Source organism: Hyalangium ruber, from assembly GCF_034259325.1.
Taxonomy (GTDB): Bacteria; Myxococcota; Myxococcia; order Myxococcales; family Myxococcaceae; genus Hyalangium_A; species Hyalangium_A rubrum.
Map to the genome: position 1 here is coordinate 26,788 of NZ_JAXIVS010000019.1, position 22,015 is coordinate 48,802.

18 protein-coding genes are annotated in these 22,015 nt (G+C 69.4%); 9 read left to right on the forward strand and 9 right to left on the reverse strand.

Annotated features, from left to right (window positions below):
• Positions 1–111: 111 nt before the first annotated feature.
• Complete coding sequence (locus SYV04_RS38150; protein WP_321550986.1) at positions 112–618, reverse strand: FmdE family protein; 507 nt, start codon at positions 616–618, stop codon at positions 112–114.
• 212 nt (positions 619–830) lie between these two features.
• Here SYV04_RS38150 and SYV04_RS38155 point away from each other — a divergent pair, with 212 nt between their 5' ends.
• A complete protein-coding gene (locus SYV04_RS38155) occupies positions 831–1,520 on the forward strand; it encodes a HoxN/HupN/NixA family nickel/cobalt transporter (protein WP_321550987.1) in 690 nt (229 codons plus the stop codon).
• Between the two features lie 20 nt (positions 1,521–1,540).
• Here SYV04_RS38155 and SYV04_RS38160 read toward each other — a convergent pair whose 3' ends face one another.
• Both SYV04_RS38160 and SYV04_RS38165 read right to left on the reverse strand, forming a co-directional pair.
• Positions 1,541–2,515 (reverse strand): deoxyhypusine synthase family protein, encoded by a 975-nt coding sequence (locus SYV04_RS38160; protein ID WP_422724016.1) that lies wholly within the window; start codon positions 2,513–2,515, stop codon positions 1,541–1,543.
• 170 nt (positions 2,516–2,685) lie between these two features.
• Positions 2,686–3,471 carry a hypothetical protein gene (locus tag SYV04_RS38165; RefSeq protein WP_321550989.1) on the reverse strand — a complete coding sequence of 262 codons (786 nt, stop codon included), beginning with the start codon at positions 3,469–3,471 and terminating at the stop codon, positions 2,686–2,688.
• A gap of 62 nt (positions 3,472–3,533) precedes the next feature.
• Here SYV04_RS38165 and SYV04_RS38170 point away from each other — a divergent pair, with 62 nt between their 5' ends.
• Positions 3,534–5,174: a serine/threonine protein kinase gene (locus SYV04_RS38170; protein WP_321550990.1), complete on the forward strand. Its 1,641-nt coding sequence runs from the start codon at positions 3,534–3,536 to the stop codon at positions 5,172–5,174.
• A gap of 55 nt (positions 5,175–5,229) precedes the next feature.
• On the opposite strand, the gene SYV04_RS38175 is transcribed toward SYV04_RS38170, so the two are convergent.
• The gene (locus tag SYV04_RS38175) at positions 5,230–6,876 is read right to left on the reverse strand and encodes a trypsin-like serine peptidase (RefSeq protein WP_321550991.1); all 1,647 of its coding nucleotides are present in this window, start codon (positions 6,874–6,876) and stop codon (positions 5,230–5,232) included.
• Between the two features lie 72 nt (positions 6,877–6,948).
• On the opposite strand from SYV04_RS38175, the gene SYV04_RS38180 reads away from it, so the two are divergent.
• Positions 6,949–7,563 (forward strand): hypothetical protein, encoded by a 615-nt coding sequence (locus tag SYV04_RS38180; RefSeq protein ID WP_321550992.1) that lies wholly within the window; start codon positions 6,949–6,951, stop codon positions 7,561–7,563.
• Between the two features lie 3 nt (positions 7,564–7,566).
• On the opposite strand, the gene dbpA is transcribed toward SYV04_RS38180, so the two are convergent.
• Positions 7,567–8,952, reverse strand: coding sequence for an ATP-dependent RNA helicase DbpA (gene dbpA, locus SYV04_RS38185; RefSeq protein ID WP_321550993.1), 1,386 nt, complete (start codon positions 8,950–8,952; stop codon positions 7,567–7,569).
• A 93-nt stretch (positions 8,953–9,045) separates the two neighbouring features.
• Entirely contained in the window at positions 9,046–11,580 is a 2,535-nt protein-coding gene (locus SYV04_RS38190) for a hypothetical protein (protein ID WP_321550994.1), read from the reverse strand.
• Between the two features lie 278 nt (positions 11,581–11,858).
• On the opposite strand from SYV04_RS38190, the gene SYV04_RS38195 reads away from it, so the two are divergent.
• Positions 11,859–13,172, forward strand: a complete 1,314-nt coding sequence (locus tag SYV04_RS38195) for a sigma 54-interacting transcriptional regulator (RefSeq protein ID WP_321551102.1) — start codon at positions 11,859–11,861, stop codon at positions 13,170–13,172.
• A gap of 15 nt (positions 13,173–13,187) precedes the next feature.
• On the opposite strand, the gene SYV04_RS38200 is transcribed toward SYV04_RS38195, so the two are convergent.
• Complete coding sequence (locus SYV04_RS38200) at positions 13,188–15,941, reverse strand: serine/threonine-protein kinase (protein WP_321550995.1); 2,754 nt, start codon at positions 15,939–15,941, stop codon at positions 13,188–13,190.
• Between the two features lie 230 nt (positions 15,942–16,171).
• Here SYV04_RS38200 and SYV04_RS38205 point away from each other — a divergent pair, with 230 nt between their 5' ends.
• The 5 genes from SYV04_RS38205 to SYV04_RS38225 all read left to right on the forward strand — a co-directional run bounded on the left by SYV04_RS38205 (position 16,172) and on the right by SYV04_RS38225 (position 21,023).
• Positions 16,172–17,035, forward strand: a complete 864-nt coding sequence (locus tag SYV04_RS38205) for a hypothetical protein (RefSeq protein WP_321550996.1) — start codon at positions 16,172–16,174, stop codon at positions 17,033–17,035.
• A gap of 173 nt (positions 17,036–17,208) precedes the next feature.
• Entirely contained in the window at positions 17,209–18,249 is a 1,041-nt protein-coding gene (locus SYV04_RS38210; RefSeq protein ID WP_321550997.1) for a hypothetical protein, read from the forward strand.
• A 160-nt stretch (positions 18,250–18,409) separates the two neighbouring features.
• Complete coding sequence (locus SYV04_RS38215) at positions 18,410–19,063, forward strand: hypothetical protein (RefSeq protein WP_321550998.1); 654 nt, start codon at positions 18,410–18,412, stop codon at positions 19,061–19,063.
• A gap of 140 nt (positions 19,064–19,203) precedes the next feature.
• Positions 19,204–20,685, forward strand: a complete 1,482-nt coding sequence (locus SYV04_RS38220) for a PQQ-dependent sugar dehydrogenase (RefSeq protein ID WP_321550999.1) — start codon at positions 19,204–19,206, stop codon at positions 20,683–20,685.
• Positions 20,682–21,023 carry a c-type cytochrome gene (locus SYV04_RS38225; RefSeq protein ID WP_321551000.1) on the forward strand — a complete coding sequence of 114 codons (342 nt, stop codon included), beginning with the start codon at positions 20,682–20,684 and terminating at the stop codon, positions 21,021–21,023. The genes SYV04_RS38220 and SYV04_RS38225 overlap by 4 nt, the downstream gene beginning before the upstream one ends.
• Here SYV04_RS38225 and SYV04_RS38230 read toward each other — a convergent pair.
• Both SYV04_RS38230 and trxA read right to left on the reverse strand, forming a co-directional pair.
• Positions 20,998–21,615, reverse strand: a complete 618-nt coding sequence (locus SYV04_RS38230) for an HAD family hydrolase (protein WP_321551001.1) — start codon at positions 21,613–21,615, stop codon at positions 20,998–21,000. The two genes, SYV04_RS38225 and SYV04_RS38230, sit on opposite strands and share 26 nt — an antisense overlap.
• Positions 21,616–21,619: 4 nt before the next feature.
• Entirely contained in the window at positions 21,620–22,003 is a 384-nt protein-coding gene (gene trxA, locus SYV04_RS38235) for a thioredoxin (RefSeq protein WP_321551002.1), read from the reverse strand.
• Positions 22,004–22,015: the final 12 nt, after the last annotated feature.

Here is a 22,015-nt window from a genome sequence, read left to right on the forward strand (position 1 = left end):
CGAGCGCGCCGCCCGAACAGATCGCTCAGGATGGGGGCCATCTGTCACGAGCGCCACCAGGCTCCAGGCAGGCACGCCAGCGCAGCGAACGGGAGCCGGCTTACTCTCCCTCTACTGTGCCGTGACCACCTCGAACACTTCGGCGGCAGGCAGCGTCAGCACCTCGCGGCCCGCTTCCGCCAGGCGCTCGCGCGGAACATTCAGATAGCGCTCGGTGAAACGGGCGGCGGGCTTGAGCGTGACCGTCTTCCCCGTGGTGCGGTCTCGGAAGGTAGTGAAGACGCCGTCTGGGCTCGTGGTGTCTACGCGAGAGAGGTTGAGCTTGCCGAGACTGGCGCCCGTGGCTGCCGCCGCACCGTCGGCGACACAGGCGTACTGCACTTGCGTGGGGCTGTGATGCACGACCTCCAGGTTGAAGTTGCCAGCGGATAGCCCGAGTTCCTGGAGCGCATGCACGCCCATTCGGTAGCCGGCGACGACCCAGGGACCTGCTCCTCCATGAACGGCGGCAACGCGGGACAGCGCCTCGCGCTCGGGAGAGGGATCATGCTGGACTCCCGCACAGCTGGAGACAGCCATCAGCACGAGGACGGCAAGGAAGCGGGTACAGCAGGTCATGGACGGCTCCGAGAGAAGAAATGAGGGGAGTTCTACCCAGGTGCCTGGCCGTTGACACTCCCCATGCGTTACCAGTAGGCACTGCCCCCAGCCACCTGGCGTCTTGATGGCGGTCCGCCACTTCCCTGTCGGACCGTAGAGCGCGCCTCCCGTCAGGTGCGTGGCCTGCCCCGCGGGAGTCTCCCTCTGGGCCTTGGGCGAGGCGAAAGCACATGTTGGCACTACTGGGCGGTTGTTTGCTGGGACTCACGTTGGGCATGCGCCATGCGCTGGAGCCCGACCACCTCGCCGCCGTCTCAACCCTCACGGTAGAGAAGGCGCGTCCCTTCCGGGAGAGCCTGTTGCTTGGCGCGGTGTGGGGAGTGGGCCACAGCCTCGCGCTTCTGTTGGTGGGCGGGTCTCTCGCGGTACTGCGCACCGAGATGCCGGAACAGGTGGCGAGCATCCTGGAGTTCGCGGTAGCGGTCATGGTGGTAGGGCTCGGCACGCGTGCCCTCGTTCAAGCTGTGCGGGAGGGCACGCGCGGAATGGCGACGACCCACCAGCACGGCAGCACGAGGCACACGCACGCGGGACATGCCGAGCACATCCACGTGGGCCGCTGGGCGCTCGCCCGCCGCCCACTGTTCGTGGGCCTCATGCATGGTCTGGCGGGCAGCGGTGCCCTCACGGCACTGGTGCTGGCCGACCTGCCAACGGCCACGGCGCGTTTGCTCTACATCGTGGCCTTTGGGCTGGGCTCCGTAGGTGGCATGGCGGTGCTCACCGGGCTCGCGGGCTTGCCCCTTCGCCGCCTCGTCGGCCAGGGCTCCGCGCGCGCGCTCGTACTCGGCGCGGCGGGCGCCCTTTCCGTGTGCATCGGGGCGTGGTGGGGCTGGGAGGCTGCCTCTTCGTGGCTCTGAGCCGTGCCCGGTGAGCCGCCTCACTGATCGAGGACGTAGGCGAAGATGAGCGGTGCAACGATGGACGCGTCGCTCTCCACGACGAACTTCGGAGTGTCGATGCCCAGCTTGCCCCAGGTGATCTTCTCGTTCGGCACCGCGCCCGAGTACGAGCCGTAGCTCGTCGTCGAGTCGCTGATCTGGCAGAAGTACGCCCAGAGCGGCACGTCCGCGATCCTGAGATCTTGATGCAGCATGGGCACCACGCAGATGGGGAAGTCCCCGGCGATACCGCCGCCGATCTGGAAGAAGCCAATGGGGCTCTGGGCCGAGGTCTCCGTGTACCAGACAGCGAGAGTGGCCATGTACTCGATCCCGGTACGGACGGTGTGGACGTTCTGCACGTCTCCGGCAATGCAGTGGCCCGCGTACATGTTGCCAAGCGTGGAGTCCTCCCAGCCCGGCACCCAGATGGGCAGGTTCCTCTCACAGGCCGCGAGGAGCCAGCTGTGCTTGGGATCAATCTGGTAGCTGCCAGCCAGTTGGCCCCCGCGTAGCACGCGGTAGAGGAACTCATGGGGGAAGTGGCGGCGTCCACTCCGGTCAGCCGCCACCCACTCCTCGAGGACCGCGGTCTCGATGCGGCGCATGGCCTCCATCTCCGGGATGCAGGTATCGGTCACCCGGTTCATGTGCCGCTTGAGCAACGCTTGCTCATCCTTCGGCGTGAGATCGCGGTAGTGGGGCACTCGCTCATAGAACTCGTGCGCGACGAGGTTGAAGAGGTCCTCCTCCAGATTCGCGCCGGTGCAGCAGATGGCGTGAACCCTCTCGCGCCGGATCATCTCCGCGAGCGAAATGCCCAGCTCCGCCGTGCTCATCGCGCCCGCCAGCGTGACGAGCATCTTTCCGCCGGAATCCACGTGCCGGAGGTAGCCGTCAGCCGCGTCGACGAGCGCCGCTGCGTTGAAGTGCTTGAAGTGGGTTCGGCAGAAGCTCCTGATGTTCATGCGCATCAACTCCCAGCGACGGGGGTCGACGTGGGAGCTGTCGCCAGGGCGCACCACGCCAAACGCCCTACGGCACTGAACGTGCCGCCATCGAGGCGCTGGGTGGCAGGATTGCCGGCGTTATAGGCACAGCCGACACGCGTGGCAAGGAGGGGCCGCTCAGGCCCGAGCGCCCATCAGCGGGTGCAGCGCGCCTCGATTACCCCGCGCCCCTCGTGCGCCAGCTGCAGCTCGCCCGTGCCGCGCAGCTCGTAGCCGAGCCACTGCACCCCACCCTCGCAGATGGGCGTGCGCGCGAAGGACTTCTTGATCCGGGGGGAGTGCTCCAGGCCCGCGATCTTGTGCGTCGGCTCCTTCAGCTGCTCGGCCTCCAGCCGGGTCGGCGCCGCGTACAGCCACAGCTCGAGCGTCGAGCCCTCTCGCGCGCACTTGTGCCAGGACTCGTTCACCGTCGCCTCGAAGGTGTACATGCCCTTCGGCGTCATCGCCTGGTCGGTGTGGAGCACGAACGACTCGATCCCGCGGCCAAGCTCGCAGCGCGGGCAGTAGTGCTGCGCGGGCTCGGAGGTGAAGTCGAGCCGCGCCAGTTGTCCCTTGCCCACCAGCGTGACCTGCACCGTCTTGGGCCCCGGCCCCTGCGCGCAGATGTCCTTGAGTGACAGCATCTCCCGCGCGCTGAAGCTGGTGATGGGACGACGCGCGGGCACGATGCGCTTCTCGTTCTCGCCGCTCACGATGAACTGCGCGGCCAGCTCCCCTCCCGCCTTCTTCGCGCAATTGAACCACTTCGGGTCCGCCGAGAAGGAGAGCTCGGCGCCGCGCCATGCCACCAGGGAGAAGGTCGGCGGCTCTTTCGGAGGCTTCCACTCGCAGTCGGCCGCCCAAGCCGTCCCGTGTACCGCGCCGAGCATGACGCCGAGCATGATGCCGAGCATGGCCTTGATCCACCCGAGCTTCCGCATGGCTCCTCCTCCCGGCGTGCGACCTGGGGCCGGTCTCGGGAACAGGATAGGCTGAACCCGGTATGAGAGAGCACACCCGATCGAGCCCGCCCCCGCAGGAGGGGCAGACCTGCGCCGCCTGCACGAGCCCGCTCCAGGGCCCACGGTGCGAGTCCTGTGGAGCGCCGGTCTCTCCCGGAGGTTTCCGCATCCTCCGGCAGCTGGCGCAAGGTCCACACTCCCGCTTGTTCCTCGCCGAGCGGGAGGGGCGGCGGGTGGCGCTCAAGGAGCTGCTCTTCGCTCTCGTCCCGGACGCCGAGCGGCTCGAGGGCTTCGAGCGAGAGGCGGAGTTCCTCCGTCAGTTGAAGCACCCGCGCATTCCCCGCCTGCTGGCCAGCTTCCGCGAGGGTAGCGGTGTCCACACCCGCCTCTATCTCGCTCAGGAGTTCGTCGAGGGCCACTCCCTGCTCGAGGAGCTGGAGCAGCACCGCTTCTCGGAGCCGGAGGTGCGCCGCATCGCCCGGCAGGTGCTCGAGGTCCTCGTCTACCTCCACGACCTCTCGCCCCAGGTCATCCACCGAGACCTGAAGCCCGCCAACCTCATGCGGCGGCCGGATGGTGAGCTGGCCCTGGTCGACTTCGGCTCGGCGCGAGACCTGGTCCGAGGGGCCACGCACCGCTCCACGCTGGTGGGAACGTTCGGCTACATGCCGCCCGAACAGCTCGGTGGCACCGTGGACGAGACCAGTGACCTGTATGCGCTGGGAGCCACGCTCATCCACCTGCTGTCCCGCAAGTCTCCCGACGCGCTGCTCCGCTCGGGCATGGAGATCGCTTTCGAGGAAGCGGTCAACGCCTCCGCGGGCATGAAGGCCTTCCTGGCGCGCCTCACCGAGCGGGAACGAAGCCAGCGCTTCCCCTCCGCCCGGGCCGCTCTGGAGGCGCTCGACGCGCTCGAGCAGAAGCGTCCAGTGCCCGTCTCCACGCGCCCCCCTTCCTCGCAGAGACAGCTAATCCTGGTGGCACTCGCGGCGGCCGCCCTGACGGTCACCGGAGCAATGACGGCATTGATGTTCGACTCGGAGCCTCCCATGCCGCCGCCTCCTCCTCCGGCGCGCACGTTGCCTCCCAAGGTCGAGCTGCCCCCGCCGCCGCCCGTCCTGGAGGCGACGCCCACGACGCCTCCGACTCCCACGACGCCGGAGATACCTCCCGCTTCGCGTCCGAAGCCCGCGTCCCGCTCGAGCTCCGTGCCCCCCGAGGAGGTGGCCGAGGTCATCACCCTACGCCCCGCGTCGCAGAGCCGGCCCTTCCTGTTGCCCAAGGATGTGCGCGTGGCGATGGGCCGCGAGGTCTCCCTGGGAGACACCGCCGCGTGTGGCCCTCAGCCAAGCACCGCCGAGGTCGAGCAGGTCGAACTCCAGGCGGAGGGCGGAGGAACCCTCGAGGCGCCGCGCTCACGCCTGTCCGTGGACGTCACCCTGAAGAATCGAGGCGCCTCGGGGCCCGGGTGCCATAAGGCGGTGCTGCGTCTGAAGGACGGCTCGGGCCAGCTGCTCGCGCCGGAGACTTCCTTCGAGAACACCTCCACGGGCACCGTCCGCAGCCGCACGGTGTCGTTCACCTTCCCGAGGACTCAGCGCGAGGTGCGGCTCGAGGTGGGCACGGCGAATGCCCCGGGTACCGCCTTCGTGCTCGATCTCGTCCGAGGCACCTTCCGCTAACCGGGCACAGCTGGAAGCGAGCGGAGGAAGCCCACCGCCCGCTCCCGCTCAGGCCTTACTGGAGCATCCAGGCCACGGTGCCGCTGCAGCTCTTGTTGGAGTAGCAGCCGGCACGGATCTGGTACGTGCCGCTCGTCGTGGCGGTGTACCCGAGGTTCGAGCCCGCGCCGCTGCACGCGTCGTCATTGGAAGCCACCTCGGTACCACCCGGGCCGAACAGGCGCAGGTAGGTGTCGCCGCTGAACGCGCTGCCCGTCACTCCGCAGGTGCCCAGGGTGATGGCCTGACCGGCGCTGATCGCCACATCCTTGTTCACCGTGTTCTTGGTGGCGCCGGAGGTGTTGCTCGCGCTGAAGGTGTACGAGCCCCCCGAGGGCGGCGTGCCCGTGACGATCTCCCACACCACGGTGCCCGTGCAGCTGCCGCTGGAGTAGCAGCCGGCGCGAACCTCGTAGTTGCCGCTCCCGCCCGCCGGCACGGTGAAGCTCAGGCTCGAACCCCGGCCACCGCACGCGTCGTCATTGCCGGCCACCTCGGTGCCACCCGGGCCGAACAGGCGCAGGTAGGTGTCCCCGGTGAACGCGCTGCCCGTCACCCCGCAGGTGCCCAGGGTGATCTTCTGGCCCGCCGTGAGGGCCAGCACCTGGTTGACGGTGTTCTGCTGCGCACTGTCGGTGTTGGTCGCGGTGTAGTTGAGGCCATTCTCCGGCGGAGGAGGAGGCGGCGGCGGCTCGGAGGTTCCGCACAGCCGCATGCTGCCCGCCACCTGGCAGTAGGCGTTGATGGCGGGGCGCACGTAGGTGATGTCCTCGCCGCGGCAGCCCGTCTCGGTACACACGTTCACCACGCGGCAGCTGCCGTTGGAGACGTAGTCCGTCTCGCCGCGCACGAGGATGCCCGCCACCGTGTAGTCACTCAGCTCGTACACGCCCGAGCCCGAGTTGCCGCCGAAGGTGTCCGTGCTGGCCACGAAGTAGTCCAGCGTGCCCGCGCGCGCGTCGCGCACCGAGCCGCCCGAGTCGATCTTGTATGGAATGCCGCTGCCCGAGCCGATGACGGCCACCGGCTGCCCCGCCGCCATGGCGCTGTTACCCGGGCGCACCGGCGCCGGGGTGAAGCGCGGCGCGGCCGCCCGGTCCAGCCGGACGACGGCGTAGTCCAGGTTCTGCCCGTTCACCGTGCCCTGCGCGCGCGCGACGATGCTCTGGCACGAGAAGACGTCGGCGGTGGTGACCGTCTGCATCGTCCCGGAAGCCGTGCGGTAGAAGTTGAAGACGAACCGCGTGTTGGAGCAGTCCGAAGCGCTGGTGATGCAGTGACCGGCGGTGAGCACCAGGTCATCGTCGATCAGCGTGCCCGAGCAGAAGGCCGGCGTCAGGTCGTCCCGGAAGCGCTCGGTGGTACACAGGTTGTAGTACGCGCCCAGCGTCTGCGCGCTGAAGGTGACGTTGCTGGAGCTGGAGGTGTTGAGCACGCCGGGGCGCATGAGCGCCACGGTGGACTGCTGGGCCCGGATGCGCAGCGTGGCGTCCGCGTGGGCGTACACGTCCGTGCGGTTGTCGGTGCCGTAGACGACCGGGGCCTTGGACTCACCCAGCGGCTCCACCTCTGGCAAGGGCTCGCCCTCCTCGAGGGAGCCGCAGCCAACGGCGAGGGTACACAACAGGGGTCCGAGAAAGCGTGTGCGCCAGGGGATTCGCATGAACAGCCACTCCTTTGGGGGTAGGGAGAGACAACCCGCCCGCTACGCTGACGAGCGGACCGAACATGATGCATGAAACGTCTGACCCTGTCTTCGCTCCCGGGCTCCGTGCGTATCATGCTGGCCATGTACAAGGTGCTCACCGAGGTCTCGCGGATCGATCTCCTCAGTCATTGTGGCAACGTCTCGAGCCCTCCCAAGAACTGGAGCGAGACGCGGCTTCAGGCATGGAGCGCGATCGGTGCTCTGGCCTGCGCTCACAAGGACCTCATCAAGCGCATCCTCATCGTGAAGGATCCTCCCGAGCCTCCTCGGGGAGAGATCCACGTCGCGCTTCCCGACACGGACACCTGGGCGCTCATCCAACTCGGGTACATGGAGGTAGAGCCCAGCCAGCAGCCCGCGCAGCCCTTCCCGCTCGAATTGCTGGGTGAAGCAGAGGCCGCGCCACGCCCCGAGCTCGAGGACTGCGTGGCCTTTAAGGTGGATGTTCAGGAGACCGCGCTGCTCGTGCGCGCGCTGGTCCAGGGCAAGTCCGGCAGGATTCTTCAGCGAGACCTCTGGAAGACCGCTGCTCTTCCCGAGGAGCAGGAGCGTCAGCGAATCATCGCCTTCACTCAGGCCCTGGCACGCGCGCAGGGTGCCTTCTACGGCCGGTTCATCGCCTATCTGGATCAAGATCGATGACGTCTACTTGACCCACTCGATGCGGTGCTTGCGGCCCTTGATGCGGCCGTCGCGCAGGCGCTGGAGCGCCACGCGCACGATTCGCTTGGAGACGGCGACGTAGGACAGGTGATCCTGGATCTCGATCTTGCCGACGTCGGAGGCGCTCAGCCCGCCGGCCTCTCCCGTCAGGGCACCGAGGATGTCTCCTGGGCGCATCTTGTCCTTGCGCCCGGAGGAGATGTAGAGCGTCTCCCACTCGGACTGGAGCGGCACTCCGCCCTTTGCGTCCGCCGGGGGCAGCGCCTCCACGCTGGCGCGCTCCAGCTTGACGCCAGTGGCTTGCTCGATGGCTTCGATCTTGCGCTCGTCTCGCGGGCCGACGAGGGAAATGGCCAGACCTCTTCTGCCCGCGCGTCCCGTACGGCCGATGCGGTGGACGTAGGGCTCGGCCTGGAAGGGCAGCTCGAAGTTGATGACTGCATCCAGGGCTTCGACGTCGATGCCTCGCCCCGCCACGTCCGTGGCGATGAGGATCCGGATGCTGTGGTTTCGGAACTTCGCCATGACGCGGTCGCGCTCGCTCTGCTCCAGGTCGCCTTGGAGTCCTTCGGCGCTCACGCCGGCATCGACGAGCGCCTGCGTCAGCTCGACGACCGTCGCCTTGTGGTTGCAGAAGACGATGGCGGAGGCTGGTTGGTAGTGCCGCAGGATTCGCAGCAGCAGCGCCGTCTTTCCCTCGGGCGCGCCTTCGTAGGCGAGCTGTTGGATGTCGGGGGCCGCGTCCGCCTCAACCACCGTGATGCGCACGGGCTCCTTCTGGAACGCGCGGCTCATCTCCTCGATGGTGGGAGGGAACGTCGCCGAGAAGAGCACAGTCTGACGCTTGGTCGGGAGGCCTTGGAGGATCTGCTCCATCTCCTCGCTGAAGCCCATGTCGAGCATCCGGTCGGCTTCATCGAGCACCACGGTGGCGAGCTGGCGCGTCTCCAGTGCTTCCCGCTGGAGCAGGTCCAGCACGCGGCCCGGGGTTCCGACGGCGATATGGGCGCCCTTCTCCAGGGCCTCCAGTTGGGGCCGGATGGGCTGGCCTCCCGCGAGCACGAGGACTTGGAGTCCGGGCAACCTGCGGCCCAGACGGCGCACCTCTCCGGCGACCTGCGCGCAGAGCTCCCGCGTGGGGCAGAGCACGATCGCCTGGACCCGGCGCTTCTGGAGCTGGACCTTCTGCAGGATGGGAAGCGCGAAGGCCGCGGTCTTTCCTCTGCCCGTCTGCGCCTGGCCGATGAGATCGCGTCCCTGCAACAAGACGGGGATGCTCTGGGCCTGGATGGGTGTGACGGTCTGGAAATCCAGCTCCGCGAGGACCTGGAGCAGCGGCGGTGAAAGAGCGAGCTCGGCAAAGTCCATCGGGGCCTCGACTGAGTAGAGGCGCCCTTGTAGCAGCCGGCGGGATCGGAACAAGCCCGGTCACGCCGTGACACACTGGGAGAGGAAAGCGCCTCAGCCGATCTTCAGCTTGGAGATCTGGTGCTCGCGGTCGGCCGCCAGGTCGAGGATCTTCCCGATACCGAAGGTCAGCAGACCCACTCCCAGGCCGATGCCCATGCCGATCGGCCCACCGATGGCACCCGCCGCCACCGCGCCGCCGATGCTGCCGGCGATGCCCACCGCGCCCTTGGCGATCTGGTGCTTATCCCCCGCCTTGGCCCCGTCCACGATGTCCTTCACGCCCAGCCCCGTGCCCGCCACCGCGCCCGCCACGTTGGCCACCCCGCCCATCGCCTTCAAGGTGTTCATCGTCTTCACCCCGATGCCCGCCACCTTCGCCATCCCGCCCATGCCCTGCACCGAGTTGAGCACCGAGGAGCTCACCGCCGCGCCCAGCTTGCCCATCGGCACGCCGCTCGCCTTGGCCCACGAGCCCAGCGCCTTCGCCGCGTCATCCATGCTGCCCGTGGCGCCCGCCGCCGACGTGGCCATGTCCGACACGCCCTTGATGGCGTCGTAGAAGGACTTGCCGCCCGCGTAGACGTCATAGGCGCCCAGGCTCGCGTCCGTCAGGCCCGCGAAGATGTCCGGCAGGTTCTTGTTGCGGATGCCCTCGGCCATCTGCATGCCGCCCGCCGCCACGCCCAGCGCGCCGCCCGCCGCGCCCGTCGCGCCCTTCGCTCCCTGCAGGCCGTTGCGCAGCGTCTCGTTGCCGAGCACCTTCGCCGCCTTCCCCAGCGGGAGCTTGTTCGCGTCCGTGCTCAGGGTCTGCAGCAGCCCCAGCGCGTTGGAGCCGCCGTTCTTCACGTAGTCCTGCGCCGTCTTCGTGGCCAGCAGGCCCGACTCCAGCAGCAGGTCCTTGCCCTTCGGGTCGTCCTTCAGGTCGTCCGGGTTGGAGATGTCGCGCGGGTCACGCCCCCCCGGCCCCGTCAGCGTCATCTTCTCGCCGTCCTTGTTCGTCTCATGCACGGCCTTGCGCCCCTCGGCGTCCGTCACCGTGTTGCGCGAGTCCACCAGCTGCGCGCCCTGGCCCGAGAGCAGCGAGGTGTTCTCCTGCAGCGCGCTCTGCGTCTTGCCGTCCTTGCTGCGCTTGGTCTCCAGCGACTCCTTCAGCTCCAGGCCCTTGTCCGTCGGCTTGCGGCTGCTGTTGTAGTGGTTCTCCACCGTCGTGCCGTCCGCCTCCACGCCCTTGGCGTCCATCTTCTCCAGCGAGCCGTCCTGGGCGTACTTGCGCGTCGCCTCGCCCTTCACGTCCCCCAGCTCCCCCTTCTTGTCGCCCGGCTTGATGGCCTTGCCCTCGTAGGTCTCCTTCACCTCGCTGCCGTTGCGGGTGCGGTGGGTGATGGTGGAGTTCTTGGGCGAGCCCTCCATGAAGGTCTGCATGTCGACGCTGTTGTTGTCCTTCTGCACCTCCACCAACCAGCGCTTGGGGAACTTGCCCTTCTTGGTGCCGTCGTCGGCGTCGTACTTCTCTCCGCCGTGCTTGGCGTACTGGTCCCGCACCTTCGCGTAGTCCTCGAAGGTGTGCGCGCCCTTGCCGGCGTACTTGGTGTGCCCGTCCAGCGTGCGGTCCACCGAGGACGTCGCCTGCACCTTGTCCTGCGAGAAGTACTGGGTGCGGTTGTAGTGCGGGTGCTCCTGCTTGCCGTCCTTCCCTGGCGCGGGGATGGAGTAGGTAAACGTCTCGGCCTTGTCGACCGGCTTCTTGAAGTCGAAGGGGCCCTCGAGCTTGTCGTCGATGCTCTTGCCGCCCTTCTGCTGCTTGAAGACGCTCCGGCTGCCCGTCACCGAGCCATCGGCCTGCGCGAACTCGTCCAGCTCCAGCTCGCCGTCCTTGTTGTGCTTCACCTCGTTGCGCGTGTAGGTGACGCCCGCGTCGCGCGCCTTCTCGATGTCGCCAAAGGACTTGAGCGCCTCGGCCTCGTTCTTCTCGCCCTTCCACTCGGCCTGCTGCACCAGGGTGCGGTTGTCCTTGCCCGTCTCCACGCGCTCACGGCGGTTCATGCCGTCCGCATAGCTCGCCGAGTCCAGGGTGATGGCCTCGTCCTTGCCCCGGGTGACCACCGTGCGCTCGAGCACCTCCTTCTTCTCGTTGCGGCGCACCAGCTCCACCTCGTTGTCCGAGAGCTTCTTCACCTCGGCATCCTTCGGCGCGGGCTTCTTGCCGTCGGCCATGGCGAACAGCTCGTCCGCCTTCTTGGTGCTCTCCTCGCGCAGCTTCTTCTGCGCGTCGTCGATCTCCGTGCGGCGCTCGCCCACCGTCTTCACGTCCACTTCCTGCTTGGCCTTGTCCTCGCCGGAGACGCTCTGGCGCGGCGGCTTCTCCGTGCTCAGCGGCTTGAAGTCCTTGAGGTCCGCGGTGGCCATCAGCTTCGGCATGTCCTTCTTGGCCGCGGGGGCCGTCTCGAAGCTGTCCTTGCTCTTCTCAGCCGGCTTCTGCTCCGCCTTCGCTACCTTCTCGTTCTTCTTCTCTTCGGGCTTCTGCTCGATGGGAGCAGGAGCAGGAGCGGTGGCGACAGGGCGCTGGGAGATGGGGGCGATGGACATGGCGGGCTCCGGTTCGATGCAGCGGGGATGTCCGGACCTATTGCGTCTCGCGTGCCATGCTGAATTCACCCCCTTTGACCCACACTCGCGCCTGTTTACGGGCACTTGGCTCCGTACAGCGGACATTTCCCCTGGAAACGCCCATGACCACCTGGAAACTGGAGTGACCACCTCGCTCAGGCCCAGTGGTCGCTCGCCGGGGAGTGCTAGCCTGCGCCGCCGTGGCACATGCACCGGATGAGGATGAGCAGGAGGGCGGAGACCACACGGTCTCCGTGATGCAGGCCCGCTCCGGCCCGCTGCGGCTGAAGCTTCTCGTGCTGTCGGGAGCCCAGGTGGGGCAGAGCCACCTGCTGGCGCCCGGCTCGTACCGCCTGGGCAAGTCGCCCGAGTGCGACATCGTCCTCAACGACAAGGCCGTCTCGCGCCAGCACCTGCGCCTGGACGTGTCCGAGTCGGGCGTGCGGGCCACCGACATGGAGTCGCACAACGGCTCGTTCTGCGAGGGCATGCGCTTCACGGAGCTGGAGGTGCGCCCGGGCGCGGTGCTGAAGGTGGGCGCCACGGAGATGAAGCTGGTGCCGGAGACCTCGCGCGAGCGGGTCATCCCTCCCTCCGAGCGCACCCAATTCGGCGGGCTGGTGGGCAGCAGCCGGCGGATGCGCGAGGTGTTCACCCTGCTGGAGCGGCTCGCCCCGGGCGGCGCGGACGTGCTCATTCAAGGAGAGACGGGCACCGGCAAGGAGCTGTGCGCGGAGGCCATCCACGCCCAGGGCCCACGCGCCAAGGGGCCCTTCGTCATCGTGGACCTCGCCGGCATTGCTCCCTCCCTGATCGAGTCGGAGCTCTTCGGCCACGTGAAGGGCGCCTTCACCGGAGCGCAGTCGGACCGGGCGGGCGCCTTCGAGCGGGCCTCCGGCGGCACCGTCTTCCTGGACGAGGTGGGCGAGCTCCCGCCGGAAGTTCAGCCACGCCTGCTGCGTGTGCTCGAGCGGCGCCAGGTGAAGCGCGTGGGCGCCAATGACTACCGGGCCCTGGAGGTGCGGGTGCTGGCCGCCACGCACGTGGACCTGGAGAAGGCGGTGCAGGAAGGGAAGTTCCGCGCGGACCTGTACCACCGGCTCGCCGTGCTGCGCGTCACCTTGCCCCCGCTGCGCGAGCGGCCCGAGGACATCGCGCTGCTCATCGACACCGTGCTGGAGCGCGCCGGCCGTCCCGCCAGCGCCCTGTCGGAAGCGACGCGCGCATTGCTGCTCCAGTACCCCTGGCCGGGCAACGTGCGCGAGCTGCGCAACGTGGTGGAGCGCGTGGTGAACCTCGGCGAGGAGGCCCTGCCGGACATGGAGCCAGCGCGTATCCCCGCCGCCGAGCGCTCCTCCGGCGGGAGCGCCGCCAAGCTGGATCTGCCCTTCAAGGAGGCCAAGGAGCGGCTCATCGAGGGCTTCGAGCGCGACTACCTCCAGGGCCTCATCGAGCGCTGCGGCGGCAACATCTCCCGCGCCGCGCGCGAGGCCGGCATCGCCCGGCTCTACCTGCGCAAGCTGCTCCACAAGCACGGGCTCGCCGCCAAGGACGGGGACGGCGACGAGTGAGCCTGGGGCGCTCCTCTATCGAGGGAGCGCGTCGAGCCAGGCTTGCACCTCCTGGGCCTGCGCGGTGCGGCCGGCGGAGGTGAAGCGCTCATAGGCGCGCTTCGCCTCGGTCCGGGCCTCCTCGGGCTGCCCCTCCTTATATAGGGCGTGCGCGAGGGCGAAGCCGGACTCGCCCAGCGAGTCCTCCTGGGCGTCGGTGAACGTCACCGCCAGCCGCAGCGGCTCCAGCGCCTCGCGGGTCCGCCCCAGGCCGAGCAGCGCCTGGCCGACACCGTCATAGGAGTACTGGAAGAGCTCGTCCCCCTCCTCCAGGTTCTGGCGCTTCACCGCCAGCGCCTCCTCGTACACCTTCAGCGCCTCCTCGTAGCGCTTGAGCGCGAGCAGGCTCATGCCCTCCTCGTCCAGCGCCTCGGCCAGCCCCAGGTAGGTGGGCCCCACCAGCTTGCGCTGGATGCGCACGTTCGCCTGGGCGTGCTCCAGCGCCTGGGGGTACTCCTTCAGCTCGCGCAGCGCCATGGAGAGGGCCATGTGCCGGCGCGCCGTGTCCATGTGCAGCGGGCCCACGGCGGCCTCCGTCTGGCGCAGGGCGTCCTCCAGCACCTGCTTCGACTCGGCGAAGGCGCCCAGCTCCAGCAACGTCCGCCCCAGCGTGAAGGCCACCCGCGCCCGCTTGGGGTGCCCCGACGGCAGCACCCGCGCCAGCCGCTCGGAGGCCTTCTCCAAGAGCCCGCGCGCCTGCTGCGGCTGATCCTGCATGAGGGCGAGGTTGGCCTGGTTCACCAGCAGGTCTCCCTCCAGCACCGCGTCCCCGCCAAGCCGCTGCAGCGTCGCCTCGCCCAACCGCGCCCAGCGCGTGGCGTGCTCGAAGCGCTTCCGCTCCCCCTCCACATAGAGGAGCTTGTTGAGCACGGAGACCTCCAACCGGTCCGTCCGCCCGGCCTCGGCGTCATACACGGCCTGCTCCAGCACTCCCGCGCCCTGCTCCTTCTCGCCCTTGAGCGCCTGGAGCCAGCCCAGGTGGAAGCGCACCTCCGCCATCAGCGGCAGGTAGCCCGTGGCCAGCACCTTCGGCTCCAACGCGCGCGCCTTCTCCAGCGCGACCGGGTAGCGGCTCAGGTCCAGCTGCGCCTTCACCTCCGAGACCTGGCCCTCCAGCTGCTCCAGCTCCGCGCGCAGGGCGGGGTCCGCCGGTCGGGGCTGCTGCCCGTTCAGCGCCTCGAGGTCCGCGCAGTCCTGGGGCGAAGGCAGCGCGTAGACGGCATCCAGCGCCTTGTCCACTCCCGCCCGGTCCGTGCCCGCCAGCGCCTCCACCACCGCCCGCAAGTCCTTGCGCCGCCGCTCCAGGCACACCACCCGCTGGGACAACAGCTCCTCCGTCTGCACCTGCCGCACCCGCGTGTCCTCGCACGCCTCGGTGTGCTGCCGCGCCCACGCGCCCGCGTAGGCGTCCAGCAGCTCGCCCACGCGCTGGGCCCGCTCGCCGGCCACCACGTTGCCCGTGGCCTCGAAGGCCGCCGCCAGCCGCTGCCGCGCCGTGGGGCCCCAGATGTCCGTCAGCAGCCCCTCGGCCCCCGCGCACACCCGCGAGTTCCACCACGCGCCCGCGCCCGCCACGCCCAGCACTCCCGCCAGCGCCACGCTCACGCCCAACCGCCGGCGCTTCACCGCCAGCCGCTGCTCCTGGGACAGCGCCTCCAGCAGCGCCTCCATGGAGGCGAAGCGGTCGGCCGGCTCCAGCGACAGCCCACGCATCACCGCGCGGCGGACCCAGGCGGGCACCCGCGCGTCCCGGGGAGGCTCGAGGATGGGAGAGGCGGGCGTCGCCTCGTCGGGCTTCTTCAGCGAGACGGTGCGGCCTGGGCCTCCCGTGTCCGGGCCCTTCGAGGACCGCGCCGCCGCGAACCGCGAGAGCTGATCCGGATCGAAGGGGCGCTGCCCATAGAGGTCCCGGTACAACCCGGCGCAGAAGCTGAACTGATCCGAGCGCGCGTCCACCACCTCGCCCCGGAACTGCTCGGGCGACATATATGCGGGCGTGCCCATCACCATGCCGGTCTGCGTGAGCGGCTCGCTCAGCATCTTCGAAGGGAGCGGCGCCAGCAGCGAGCGCCCGCCCTCGTCCCGGCCGGACTCGCCCACCGCGCGGACCAGGCCGAAGTCGGTGACGAAGACGCGGCCGTCGCGTCCCACCAGCACGTTGGCCGGCTTGAAGTCGCGGTGGACCAGGCCCGCAGCGTGCGCGGCCGCCAGCCCCCGGCCCGCGGCGAGGTACTTCTCCAGCACCTCGCGCCAGGAGCGGGGCTCCGAGCGCACCCACTCGCGCAGCGTGCCCCCGTCCACCAGCTCCATGGCCACGTAGACCTGGCCTTGCCAGGGGGCCGCCTCGAAGACGGGGATGACGTTGGGGTGCGAGATGCGGGCCATGGCCTGCGCCTCGCGCAACAGCCGCGAGTACCCCAGCTCCAGATCCCGCTCCCCGCCCGTCACGCGCAGCAGCTTGAGGGCGACCTTCCGGTCCAGGTCCGGGTCATAGGCGGCGTACACCACGCCCATGCCGCCCTCGCCCAGCACCCGGAGCGGGAGGAACCGCCCTACCCGGTCGGTCTCCGTCCGCCGCGGCCCGGCGAGCTCCCCGGGCATGGCGGTCGGCCCTGTCTCCGGGCCCTTGCGCGGCGGGGGGCTCGGCTCGGCGGCGGCCTCCGCGATGGATTCTGTCTTCGTTGGCTCTGGTGCCGGGCCGGAGAAGCCCGAGTCATCCGTGTCCTGCATGGGCCCAGTCTACTCGCACGTCGCGGGCCAACCCCACTGGGCACGCGGCTTGCTATAACTTTCCGCACAACCTTTACGGTCCCCCCGCCGATAATCCATAACGGCGCATTGCGGCACCTATCCCCCCGGAGGCAGCCATGGGCGTGAACCTCAACACCCTGATTCCTTCTCTGATCTCACTGCGGACGCGCTCCGTGGAGACGACGTCCCCGTCTCAGAAGTCCCCGCAAGTGCCTGAAAAGACGGCCCCGGGCTCTTCGGAGTACTACCGGGACACCTTCGAGGCCAGCTCCACCTCCCGTCCGGGCCTTCCCGCACTGAACGTGCCGGCGCTGCCGGTCCTGGCCGGCTCCCAGCTGGTCAACGAGGCCGAGGGCGCCCAGGCCGAGCGGCAGTGGAAGAGCGACGAGGGGCCCGTGGCGCAGACGACGGACGTCAACTGCGGCGAGGCGAGCCTCGCGCAGGTGAAGAAGGCGAAGGACGCGAAGGTGGCGCCCGCCTCGGACGACCAGAAGCGCGAGGAGGTCCGCTCCACGACGGCGGCCGCCAGCAAGGCCGTGCAGGACCGGTTCGAGGTGAACCTGGATGACGGCGCCCGGCCCGAGGAGATGGGCGCCATGCTGGGCTCCATGGGCATCGCCGTCACCCGCGGCATGTCGAACTACGACCCGGCGGCCATCAGCGAAGGCCTGAAGTCGGGCCAGATGGGCATGGCCATGGTGGACTCCACCGCGCTCACCAACTCCCTGCTCCCGGACGGCCAGAAGAAGCAGGAGACGGGGGCCCTGCACTGGGTCACCATCGATGGCTACAACAAGGGCGAGCTGAGCAATGACCCGATGGACGACAAGTTCCGGGTGAAGGACTCGGTCAACGGCTCGTACTGGGTGTCGGCGCGCGACCTGCTGGGCGCCATGGATGCGGCCCGCCTCAAGCACAACGGCACCGGTGGCATGATGCTCATCGAGAACCGGCCGAACGCGACGCAGGAGGAGCGCGAGGCGCTCTCCCGGAGCAACCTGGACCAGACGGCGAACCTCGGCAACGGCACCGGCATCGGCAGCCGCCGCCTGGGCGCGGGCGAGGCCAGCTAGCCGGGTGGTAACTGCAGTGACCAGGCGGTAACGGGAGTGACCAGGATTTTGGCGCTCCCGCGGTCCCGGCGCCCCTGGGTTTCCCTCGGAAGGGTGCGTTTCGAGGCGGTTGTGGAGCATGGCATGCCACATGCTCTCTGAGCGCGGGTCTCCTACCCCAGAGGAAACCCGTCATGGCCCTGCCCCCTGTCTCCCGCCCCTCCGTTCCCGCCCTCTCCTCCGACCGCGTCTCCCAGGCTGAGACGCGCGGCCTCCGCTCCCTGGACTCCTCGCAGTTCGGGGGCACCCGGCGCGGGCAGGGGTTGGACATGCGTCGGATGCTCCAGTCCGACGGCTTCGATTCCCCCATGATGGATCCGAAGCAGGTGAACAACCTGAAGGAGGTGGCTCAGGTGTTCGCGCGGCTGGCGCAGGTGCTCTCGCAGACGGCGCGGCTGCTGGGTGGTGAGGGCGGCCCGGGGCTCCAGGGTACACCGGCCGTCAAGGGCGCGCAGACCCCGCCGTCGGCCCCGGGGGCGAAGAACGCTCCGAGCGTCCCGGGTGAGCAGCCTGCCCCGGCCATGCAGGGAACCCCGGGCGAGCAGCCCACCCCGGCCGCTCAGCCTGCTCCCGCCGAGCCGGGCGCTCCGGTCTCCCAGGCCCAGGCGATCGGCTCGCCCGGCGACGCCAAGAAGGAGGGCAACACGATGACCTTCACCAACGACGGCACCAAGCCGATGACGATCCAGTTCACGCCGAACGCGGGCGAGAAGCCGATGGATCCGCTGACCATCGAGCCGGGCAAGACGCAGACGGTGGCGTTCCCGCAGGGCTGGTCGGGCAACTTCCGCAGCACCTCGGGCGATGGCGCGGCGGCGACGTTGGGCGAGGTGAAGTTCAACGGCGGCGGCAACCAGACCTACTACGACGTGAGCTACATCGAAGGCCTCAACGCCAGCATGACCATCGAGCCAGAGGGCGGCGGCCGGAAGTCCGGCACGTTGGACAACCTCCTGGCGTCCGCCCCGGACGCCATCAAGGCGAAGGACGCGAACGGCCAGACGTACGGCATCAAGAAGACCACCACGTCCAACGTCCAGGACCCGGGGATCGTCGACTACTACCGCAAGCTGGTGGGCGCGGATCAGGGCTACGTCATCCCCACGGATGACGCGAGCACGCTGGGCACGGGCAGCACCCACCTCAACGTGCGCCTGAAGAACCTGGCCGTCTAAACCCCTGCTGCCCCGACCCGAGGCCCGGCGACGCTCCGGCCAAACTTGTATGATGTCTGACAGGTTTGTCCGGAGCGCCTCCGGGGCAGGCGCTCCCGCCCGGAGAGGCCCGAGGCTCCAGTGCTTCCGTGGAAATGGCCTATGCTCGGGCCTCCGCGCCATGAACCTCTCCGCCCTGCTCGTCACCGTGCTGCTCTCGACCTCGGCGCAGGTGGAGCCCGCGCCCACCGCGCCTGTCGAGCCCTCCGCCTCAAAGTCCCCGCGCCGTGCCGTTTGGATCCGGCCGCTGGGGTTGACCCTGCTCGCGGGCGAAGGCCAGCAGGTCGTCGTCGCCGCGGGCGTGAGCTTCCCGCTCGATGAGCAGCGCGGGCTGGCGCTGGAGCTGAACGTGTCGCGCGGGCTGATGGAGCGCGACAAGAATGTCGGAAGCTCCTTCACGGCGGTCTCGCTCTCGGGAGGGCCAACCTACTCGTCGCGCGGGCTGCTCTCCGGCTTCTTCGTGCAGCCCAAGCTCATCGGGGTGCTGATCAATGACGTCGACTACTTCTACGAGGCCGACGCCATCCAGCATCAGGGCGGCACGGCCTTCCAGCTCAAGGCGGGAGTGGAGGCGGGCTGGCAATTCGTCCTCGGCCCGCTCTACGGGAGCGTCGGCTTGGGACTGAGCGCGGGCCTGGGCTTCAACAACCCCAAGGGCGCGTACACGGGGATGATGCTGGGGCCCGAGATCGCGGGCTACGCCTCGGAGCGCGAGGACGTAGCGCCCGCGCTGGACTTCCAGATCAACCTCCTGCGCCTGGGCGCGGCGTTCTGAAGAAGTGCCCGCCGTCGGACACCTCGGTCCGGCGCGCCGTCTCGGAGACAACCCTCGCGCTCGGGTGCCTTGTCCACCCAGCGCCCCCTCTCTAGCGTCGGGCCCGCCTTTCCTCCCGTCTTCGAGGCGCCCGCGCTCCTATGCGTTCCTCCGCTTTCACCCGGCTGGCCGTGGTGTCCGCTGCCCTGCTCCCGCTGGCCGGCTGCTACGGCCTCATCTCCTCGCGAGGTGGCGGCGAAACCCAGTTCAAGCCACCCCGCCGCATGGAACCCGCGGACGTGGCGCTCCCACCCGGCTACCGCTTGGAGGTGGTGACCACTGGCCTCACCTACCCCACCGGAGTGGCCTTCGATGACGCGGGCACCCCGCACGTCATCGAGGCCGGCTACAGCTACGGCGAGGACTTCACCGAGGCCCGGCTCGTCCGCATCGAGAAGGACGGCCAGCGCACCGTGGTGGCGCGCGGAGACCACCCGCCCTGGACCGGCGTCACCTTCCACCAGGGCGCCTTCTACATCGCCGAGGGCGGACAGAAGGACGGAGGCCGCATCGTCCGGGTGACGCCGGACGGGCAGCTCACTCCGCTCCTCTCGGGCCTGCCGAGCCTGGGAGACCACCACACCAACGGGCCCGCCATCGGCCCGGACGGAGCTCTGTACTTCAGCGTGGGCACGGCGACGAACGCGGGCGTGGTGGGGCCGGACAATGCGCACATGGGTTGGCTCGGCCGCCACCCGAAGTTCCACGACATCCCCTGCCAGGACATCACCCTCAACGGCACCAATTACACCAGCGACAACCCGCTCACGCCGGACCCGGACGACAAGGCCACCACTGGCGCCTACGTCCCCTTCGGCACCCCGACGGAGCGCGGCCAGACCATCGCCGGCCAGGTGCCCTGCTCCGGCGCCATCTTCCGCCTGCCCCCAGGCGCCACCGCGCCGGAGCTGGTGGCGTGGGGCTTCCGCAACCCCTACGGGCTCGCGTTCTCTCCGAGTGGCCGGCTGTACGCCACCGACAACGGCTACGACATGCGCGGCAGCCGTCCGCTCTACGGCGCGCCCGACCTGCTCTGGGAGGTGACGCCCGACACCTGGTACGGCTGGCCCGACTTCTCCGGAGACCGGGCGGTGAGCCAGGAGTGGCACAAGCCTCCCGGCCAGCAGAACGCGCCGAGGGCCCTGCTCCAGCTTCCTCCGACGAGCGCCCCGCCCAAGCCAACGGCGCGCCTCGGAGTTCACTCCTCCTCCAACCGCTTCGACTTCTCACGCAGCCCGGAGTTCGGCCACGTGGGCCACGCCTTCATCGCCCAGTTCGGCGACATGACGCCCAACACGGGCAAGGTGTTCGGCCCGGTGGGCTTCAAGGTGGTGCGCGTGGACGTGGCCACCGGCACCATCCACGACTTCGCGGCCAACCTGGACAAGGGCAGCGGAGGCCCCGCCTCGCGCCTGGGCCGAGCGGGCCTCGAGCGCCCCATGGATGCCCGCTTCGACCCCAGCGGCCGAGCGCTCTACATCGTCGACTTCGGGGTGATGACCCTGGACGGGGAGGGCAACATCCATCCTTATAAGGAGACCGGCGTGCTCTGGCGCGTCACCCGCGCTCCGGAGGGCACATGAGACACCTCGGCGGCCCCGCCGCGCTGCTCGCCGTAGTAGCCCTGGGCACCGCCTGTGGCCAGGCACGACGCGGCGTTCCCTTCGGCCCCCCTCTGCAGCTCACCGAGCAGGAGCAACAGGGCGAGCGGCTCTTCATGGAGCACTGCCACCACTGCCACCCGGGAGGCGCGGCGGGCCTGGGCCCGGCCCTCAACAACAAGCCACTGCCGGGCGCCGCCATGCACCTGCAGATCCGCAAGGGCGTGGGCACCATGCCCGCCTTCCCCGAGGAGCTGCTCTCCAACGCGCAGGTGGACGCGCTCGTCGCCTACCTCAATAAGCTCCAGCAGGAACCGTGAGCTGGGCCATCAGCTCGCTCAGCCGCTCGATGCGCGCATCCCCGTCCAGCCCCAGCCCCACGAAGCGCACGCCCGCGGCCCCGGCCGCGCCCCGGTCGTAGCGCGAGTCGCCCACCATCAGCGCCTCGCCGGCGGCCACGCCCAGCTTCTCCAGCGCGTACAGCACCAGATCCGGCGCGGGCTTCGAGCGCGCCACGAGGTCCGCGCATGCCACGGACTCGAAGCAGTCAGTCAAGCGCGCCGCCTCCAGCAACGTGGCGGCCAGCGGGGACACGGTGTTCGTCACCACCGCGCGCCGCAGGCCCCGCGCCCCCAGCGTCTCCAACAACGGCCGCGCCTCGGGATTCACCCACACGGACTGCGCGTAGCGCGGGAAGTGCTCCACATAGAAGCGGTCCAGCTCGGCCGGAGTACACCGCAGGCCGAAGACGCGCACGTCCGCCTCGGTGCCCTGGCCGAAGGTGGGCTGGAACTCCTCCCGGCTCACGGCGCGGCCGCGGAAATGCTCTCCCGCGGCCGCCACCACGTGCGCCCAGGCCTCCTCGCTCTTGAGGAGCACCCCATCCATGTCGAAGAGGACCGCCCGGAGCACGTCGTCAGGCCTTGGGCGGCTCCTGCGCCGCGCGCTGTGCTTCCACCTGCTTGCGCACATCCTCCATGTCCAGCGCCCGCACCTTGGAGATGAGGTCCTCGAGCGCGGCGGCCGGCAACGCCCCGGCCTGCTCGAACAGGAGGATGCCATCCCGGAACACCATCAGCGTGGGGATGGAGCGAATCTCGAACGCCCCGGCCAGCTCCTGCTGGGCGTCGGTGTCGATCTTCCCGAAGGTGATGTCCGCGTGCTTGCCGGCCGTCTGCTCATAGATGGGGGCGAAGGCCCGGCACGGCCCGCACCACGACGCCCACCAATCGAGCATGACGATGCCCTGCTTGCCCACGGTGTCCTTGAAGTTGTCCTTGCTGATCTCGATCGTCGCCATGTCTGGCCTCGC

What these genes read in the sequence shown, in the direction of transcription:
- SYV04_RS38150 (WP_321550986.1), bottom strand. Translation starts at nt 618, where the DNA reads ATGACCTGCTGTACCCGCTTCCTTGCCGTCCTCGTGCTGATGGCTGTC.
- SYV04_RS38180 (WP_321550992.1), top strand. Translation starts at nt 6,949, where the DNA reads ATGAAACGTCTGACCCTGTCTTCGCTCCCGGGCTCCGTGCGTATCATG.
- SYV04_RS38225 (WP_321551000.1), top strand. Translation starts at nt 20,682, where the DNA reads ATGAGACACCTCGGCGGCCCCGCCGCGCTGCTCGCCGTAGTAGCCCTG.
- SYV04_RS38210 (WP_321550997.1), top strand. Translation starts at nt 17,209, where the DNA reads ATGGCCCTGCCCCCTGTCTCCCGCCCCTCCGTTCCCGCCCTCTCCTCC.
- SYV04_RS38165 (WP_321550989.1), bottom strand. Translation starts at nt 3,471, where the DNA reads ATGCGGAAGCTCGGGTGGATCAAGGCCATGCTCGGCATCATGCTCGGC.
- SYV04_RS38220 (WP_321550999.1), top strand. Translation starts at nt 19,204, where the DNA reads ATGCGTTCCTCCGCTTTCACCCGGCTGGCCGTGGTGTCCGCTGCCCTG.
- SYV04_RS38190 (WP_321550994.1), bottom strand. Translation starts at nt 11,580, where the DNA reads ATGTCCATCGCCCCCATCTCCCAGCGCCCTGTCGCCACCGCTCCTGCT.
- SYV04_RS38160 (WP_422724016.1), bottom strand. Translation starts at nt 2,515, where the DNA reads ATGCGCATGAACATCAGGAGCTTCTGCCGAACCCACTTCAAGCACTTC.
- SYV04_RS38195 (WP_321551102.1), top strand. Translation starts at nt 11,859, where the DNA reads ATGCAGGCCCGCTCCGGCCCGCTGCGGCTGAAGCTTCTCGTGCTGTCG.
- SYV04_RS38175 (WP_321550991.1), bottom strand. Translation starts at nt 6,876, where the DNA reads ATGCGAATCCCCTGGCGCACACGCTTTCTCGGACCCCTGTTGTGTACC.
- SYV04_RS38155 (WP_321550987.1), top strand. Translation starts at nt 831, where the DNA reads ATGTTGGCACTACTGGGCGGTTGTTTGCTGGGACTCACGTTGGGCATG.
- SYV04_RS38200 (WP_321550995.1), bottom strand. Translation starts at nt 15,941, where the DNA reads ATGCAGGACACGGATGACTCGGGCTTCTCCGGCCCGGCACCAGAGCCA.
- SYV04_RS38170 (WP_321550990.1), top strand. Translation starts at nt 3,534, where the DNA reads ATGAGAGAGCACACCCGATCGAGCCCGCCCCCGCAGGAGGGGCAGACC.
- dbpA (WP_321550993.1), bottom strand. Translation starts at nt 8,952, where the DNA reads ATGGACTTTGCCGAGCTCGCTCTTTCACCGCCGCTGCTCCAGGTCCTC.
- SYV04_RS38215 (WP_321550998.1), top strand. Translation starts at nt 18,410, where the DNA reads ATGAACCTCTCCGCCCTGCTCGTCACCGTGCTGCTCTCGACCTCGGCG.
- trxA (WP_321551002.1), bottom strand. Translation starts at nt 22,003, where the DNA reads ATGGCGACGATCGAGATCAGCAAGGACAACTTCAAGGACACCGTGGGC.